4 protein-coding genes and 3 pseudogenes are annotated in these 5,847 nt (G+C 34.6%); all 7 read left to right on the top strand.

Features of this window, described 5'->3' with window-relative positions:
• Positions 1-207 precede the first annotated feature (207 nt).
• The 7 genes and pseudogenes from ENL20_01925 to ENL20_01895 all read left to right on the top strand — a co-directional run bounded on the left by ENL20_01925 (position 208) and on the right by ENL20_01895 (position 5,414).
• Positions 208-501 (top strand): ferrous iron transport protein A, encoded by a 294-nt coding sequence (locus ENL20_01925; GenBank protein ID HHE37312.1) that lies wholly within the window; start codon positions 208-210, stop codon positions 499-501.
• Positions 502-574: 73 nt separating this feature from the next.
• Positions 575-802: a sugar metabolism transcriptional regulator gene (locus ENL20_01920; protein HHE37311.1), complete on the top strand. Its 228-nt coding sequence runs from the start codon at positions 575-577 to the stop codon at positions 800-802.
• Positions 803-855: 53 nt separating this feature from the next.
• Complete coding sequence (locus ENL20_01915; protein HHE37310.1) at positions 856-3,342, top strand: transglutaminase domain-containing protein; 2,487 nt, start codon at positions 856-858, stop codon at positions 3,340-3,342.
• Between the two features lie 155 nt (positions 3,343-3,497).
• Positions 3,498-3,801 (top strand): annotated as a pseudogene (locus tag ENL20_01910) (nucleotidyltransferase domain-containing protein).
• Positions 3,794-4,129, top strand: a pseudogene (locus ENL20_01905) (DUF86 domain-containing protein). Before ENL20_01910 ends, ENL20_01905 begins: the two co-directional pseudogenes overlap by 8 nt.
• A 606-nt stretch (positions 4,130-4,735) precedes the next feature.
• Positions 4,736-4,939, top strand: a pseudogene (locus ENL20_01900) (transposase).
• A gap of 181 nt (positions 4,940-5,120) precedes the next feature.
• Positions 5,121-5,414 (top strand): hypothetical protein, encoded by a 294-nt coding sequence (locus ENL20_01895; protein ID HHE37309.1) that lies wholly within the window; start codon positions 5,121-5,123, stop codon positions 5,412-5,414.
• Positions 5,415-5,847 lie beyond the last annotated feature (433 nt).

Below are 5,847 nucleotides of genomic sequence, written 5' to 3'. Positions count from 1 at the left end.
TTGGAACATTTTGGAATATATTTGGGGTTGGCGATTGATCCCTGGTCCGTATGCGATCTAACAAAGTAATTTCATCCGAGAAATTTGTTCGTTTTTGTTTGCTGTTAATTTTTTTCTTAATAGGATTGACAGGATTTGCAATTGAGAATTATTTGCATTTATGGAGCGAATAGTTATCTTATTTTTATGAAATAAAAAGGAGTTGTAATGTTCGGTTTTGGAAGAGGATTTAACGGAAAAGGTCAAGGTCTGAGAAGAAGACACAGACATAAACATTGTCGTCATCACGGTAGAAATTTTAATCTTAATTACGGTGAACTCGGGAAAAAATATGTAGTAATTTCCAATCCCGATAAAAAAACAGTAGAAATGGGAATTTTTGCCGGGAGTATGATCGAAGTTCAAAAAAATGAAAGATCAGAGCCAAATATCATTGTCGGAGTCGGTGAATCGAGATACATTATTCCTCGCGACCTTGCTGAACAGATATTGATAAGATAGCGATCCACAAATTACACGAATTGCACGAAAATTATGTGCCCTCATCGTCCCGATGGGAAAATTAAAATCATAAATGTTAACGAAAATCCTCAATTTATTCAAAGAAAGAAAAATTATCAACTTATCCGACCTTTCAATCCATTTCAAAACCGACAGAAGTGCGATGCAGGGAATGCTCCAACAATTGATCAGAAAAGGATATATCGAACTTTTAAATGCAGAATGTTCGACCTGTTCAGCGAATTGTAAAAGTTGTTCGTTTGTTGAAGAGAAGGAATATTATAGATTGAATGAAGATTGAAACTTCCGAAGTTTTGAAAACTTCGGAAGTTTCAATATAGGAGAAAAAAATATATGAAAAAGTCCGTTTTATTATTTTTATTTTTTATTCTGATCTCATTTCTATTTGCTGATTTCAAGATAGAAAAATCGCTGATCGATACACTTACATCAAAAGCATATAAAAACATCGAACCACTTCCCGAAGATGTTCAACAAATCTACAAATCTTACATCGAAAAATATCCCGATGGAATTATGGCATATCTGATCATGACCGAGAACAGTTCACAACTCTGGGACGCAAATCCTCATGATATTTTGGATAATTATCAGGTTATTAAAGATTTAATGAAGATGGAAGATTACGAAAAATATTCGGACGAGTTCGTGCTTTCGTATGTTTGTAAGACTACTATTTCACACGAGATCATTACTAATTATCGAAAAGTTTTTGCGGAAAACGGTCTGCTCGATTATGTTAAGAAATTTCCTGATCTGACTGATAGGATTCGGGAAATAAATTTGTGGTGCCGCGAAAATATGTTGTTCGTTTCAACTTCCGGAAGGACGCAGGATCCTCTATCTGTCTATCAGAAAAGCAAAACGGGAAGATGCGGGGAAATGCAGGTTTTTTTCATTTCTGCTTGCCGAACAGTCGGCATTCCGGCGCGGCCTGCCTGGACTCCCTGGTGGGCTCATACCGATAATAATCATGCCTGGACCGAAGTTTTTGTCGATAATAAATGGCATTATGCGGAAAATGCTCAACCGGATTATTATCTCGATTCCACCTGGTTTTCGGGAGCAGTTACAAAAGCGCTTCTCGTTCTTGCTCGCAGCAGTTTCCCGGACAGTCTGGACGATGTTGTTTTCAAATCATCGAACAATAATTACATCAATTCCACTAATTTTTATCAGCCTACTCGTAAGATAAAATTCAAAATTCTTGATAAGGAAAAAAATCCTGCCGACAGTGCAGTTGTGAAATTTTTCGCTTTTAATTTCTCGATGCTGCGATCACTTCTCGGAGTTAAGGCAGATAGTTTGGGAATTGCAGATGTCAATATCAGTTACGGAAGTTTCCTGGTTATCGCTCATAAAGACAGTTTATACGATTTTGTTTTTGTTCCTTTCGGAGAAAATCCGGAAGAATATGAACTGATTTTGGAAGATAAAAAATGGAAAAACCTGGATTTTACATTTCAATACCCGGAAGCAAGCGGAATCAGGAAAGATGATCCGGAATTTTTTGCGGAAAGAAAGAAACAATCCGAAGAAAAATATAATAAACTGATCGAGGAAATTCAAAGCTGGAAAATTCCCCAATATGCTCCTGAATCTGATTCCAATTTCGTAAAAATATTTGAGAAGAGCAGGAATAATAAACAACCGCTTCTGAATTTTATCAAAGAAAATGAAAATATTCCATCAGATTTTTGGAACAAATTGCTGGAAATCGATGAGAAATTTTTCTGGCAGGCAAATCAAGTTCAGTGGCAGCATATTTACGATACATTTCTGGAATTGGAAGAAAACAAAATCGAGGATGACAAATTTTCCAACTTACTTGCTCCCAGCGTTTTTTATGAGGTTCTTCCAAAAGTTCGGATTCCTGAAAAATACTTAATTTCCAAAGAAAAGGAAGCAACAGAAAGAATCTCCGAAATTATCGACAGTTTAAATTCCAATTTTGAAATAAATGAAGATAAAGCACCGACCGGCTTGCTTTCTCTCGATAAAATGTTAGAAGCAGAATTCCTGCAGGATTTCCAGTTCAAAACCTTGAGTTGTTATATTTTACGGGCAAATCTTATTCCTGCACAATACACGCGTATTCCTTCCACGATAATGGTGATGGCGGACAGCGTCTGGCAGAATTATGATGTTGTGGAGAACAAATTCGTCAAACCGCAGGATAAAAAAGCAGGTTCTCTGATAAAAATTGAATTTGAATTGATAGACGAAAAAGGATTTCCGGTAACTTTGAATCCTGATAATATTTCCACTACAATTTTCCAGAATGGACGCTTTTATAACAACGACAGGCAACTGGATTATGATAAAGAGAAAAGTATTCTTTCGGGTGAACTGGAAAAAGGAGATTATCAAATTCAATTCGGGATTCGAGAGAATGGAGAAATAACCAAAGTGAAACTTATTTCTCTGCATTTGGATGAACAAACAGAGATCAAAGAAACACTTATTTTCAAAGATTTCAAACGCAATTGGAAAAACGCCGACAAAAAATATCTCGATTTTATTTCATCATTCATAGAAGAAAAAGATAAGGATTGGATAGTTCTGCTCGGAGATTATGATAACGAACCTGTGCAGAGATTAGCGACAAAAGTTCATCATAAAATGGAAGATCAGAAATTCGTCTGGATCGGGAAAAATGAATCTTCTCAAGTTATTTCCGATTACATAATTTCCGATAAATACGAAGATTTTCTGGAAGATAATCCCGAACTGAAACATCGATTAATTACTTTTTATTTTGATGCAGGAAAAGATAAATGGAAGATGTTCGAGGGGATTTGGGATTTGTTGTTTAAGTAATATTTATCGCAAAAATGCGAAGACGCAAAGGAATTAGACTGGATAAACAGGATTTACAGGATAGGAAATTGAATGCTGAAAACACTGAAAAGTGGTAAACTTCTTGACTTTAAAAAATCAAAAATTTGTTTGGAATTGAGGTTAGAGAGGGAATTGTGAATAAGATATTGGTCGAGAATTTAAAACACCTGAAAAGCGTGTGCAAAGCCACATTATGTGAAAAAAATGTATGCTTTTGGATCTGTTTGCACGAAAAGATTTAATGAAAACAGCGACATCGATTTATTGGTTTTTTTCCAACCTTTAGATTTTGGTGAATACGCTGATAATTATTTTAGCTTGGTAAACAGGTTGGAGAAAATCTTTAATCGAAGAGTAGATTTATTAACAGATAATTCTTTATCAAACCCGTATTTCATAAAATCTTTGGAAAAAACCAAAACCGTGCTTTATGAATAATAATGTAAAAAAATTTCTTTATGATATCAAAGTCTCGATCTAGTCGATTGAAAAATACCTTGGAGATAATCGAAATTTTAACAAATATCTTTCCGATAAAATGTTGAGAAGAGCAGTTGAAAGAGAATTTGAAATCATCGGATAAGCAATGAACCGTTTATTAAAACTTGACGAAAATATCAAAATTTCTGCAAAAGAATTGATAATCGGAATGAGAAATCGAGTAATTCATGGATATGACAAAATCGATGATGTCATAATTTGGGGAGCGGTAGTTAGACATCTTCCTCTTATGAAGAAAGAAGTTACTGCTCTTCTGGATGAATGAAAAATATGGATTTTAATTCGACTCCATAGTCTAATGAAAACCGAGTAATCTTACTTTTTAAGATTTTTAGTATGAAAATTTTTATGAAAATATTACCTATAATTTTATGTTTTTTGCTGTTAGCCGCTCATTTTGGAAGAGCAAATATTTTTATCCTCCAATATCTCAGTCTTCTAATTCCGTTCCTTCTATTTTGGAAATCCAAAATCGCAGCAAGGAGCATCCAAATTCTTCTGATTTTAAGTGGAATTGAGTGGATCCGGACTACTGTTTATTATGCCCGGATCAGAATTGAAAATGGAGAATCTTGGTTACGACTCGCGATCATTCTGGGAACAGTTGCTATTCTAAATTTCGCGACTATTTTGGTTTTTAAAACGAAATCTATGAGGGAAAGATATAAAATATAAAAACTTCCGAAGTTTAATAAACACATCCCTCTTGCTTTTCTTTAACAGTTAGTCCTATTCCGATTCAACAGGAGCGTTTATTGATGCGGATGATGTTTCAGATTTTCTCAAAATGTGGTGCCACAGAATTGGGTGAAATCTCTTGACATAGATTTATCTACGGTAAATATCGGAGTGTCAATACAAGAAGGTTTCGATGTTTGCCAGAGTGAAAAAGTCCAGGAAATGTGAATATTTACAGATAGTTGAGAACCGACGAGAAGATAAGAAGTCGAAACAGCGTGTGATCGCTACCCTCGGCAGATTAGACAAAATGCAGGATAAAGGAGAAGTTGAACGACTGACTCATTCTCTTTCCCGCTTTTCCAAAAGGGCAATGCTAATTCTTTCCGGTAAAAGTAAACCCAAGGCAAAGGTTAAGAAAAACGGACCTCCTTTAATCTTTGAAAGAAAGCCTTCTGCAAGTCTCATAACTTATTTATATTAAACGAGTTAATTTTTCAAAAATCATCTTGACCTTCTCCTGACCGACAAAATATTGTCTTAAAGTCTTAAGAGACAATAAATTAAAAGAAGCCAAGATGAATTACAAAAAAGTAATTTTACAAAATGAGTTTCTTTTCGAATACTCACCAGACGAGATGAATACTCCTTTTATCGTCGAGTATTCAAAAATATTCGAACATCTTGATTTGGGTAGTATTCAGCATTTCTCTTACGGAGACGGGCAAAATGGCTGTGACAACCATTCCATGATCAAAGCATTTATTGTGTATGCTTGCGAAGGTTATCGTTCAGTTCTGCAACTGATCAGAGAGTTGAAAACCATATTTCAGTCGTTATGTTTTAGGATTCTGGTCATCAATTTCTCATAATTCAAAGTTTTGCTGATTTATTCATAACTTTGATCCGGAAATTATTCGGAAATTACTCGCTTAAGTTAACAGAGAAATCTATGCTGAAAATCTACCCAGAGGAATTGCTATCGATTCCAAACCGGTAAAAGCAAATACAAAAGAAAACAATCCCAAAACTTTCAGAAAAAATCTCTCGGATAAGAAGAAAAAACCAGCAAGAAATTTCAAAAAAATCTATCGAAAACATTATCGGTTTCGCTTTGCTTGGAAAATCGCTTAAAACATTTATCTAATTACAATTACGAGTTAATTATAGTTGAATGCTTGTAATCCTTTGGCTTATTGATTTTCAACTCCATGGCTGAACACACTCAAAATCACATATGCCCTTTTTAAAGATCTATTTTTTTGATATAACGAATCCTAAAGAAAATCCCTTAAAGTAATAATC

Source organism: Candidatus Cloacimonadota bacterium, assembly GCA_011372345.1.
GTDB lineage: Bacteria > Cloacimonadota > Cloacimonadia > Cloacimonadales > TCS61 > DRTC01.
This window is presented reverse-complemented; position numbering and strand designations above follow the sequence as displayed.

Bases quoted from the DNA above. Each gene is read 5' to 3' on its own strand.
- ENL20_01895 (HHE37309.1), top strand. From the start codon at position 5,121: ATGAATTACAAAAAAGTAATTTTACAAAATGAGTTTCTTTTCGAATAC.
- ENL20_01920 (HHE37311.1), top strand. From the start codon at position 575: ATGTTAACGAAAATCCTCAATTTATTCAAAGAAAGAAAAATTATCAAC.
- ENL20_01925 (HHE37312.1), top strand. From the start codon at position 208: ATGTTCGGTTTTGGAAGAGGATTTAACGGAAAAGGTCAAGGTCTGAGA.
- ENL20_01915 (HHE37310.1), top strand. From the start codon at position 856: ATGAAAAAGTCCGTTTTATTATTTTTATTTTTTATTCTGATCTCATTT.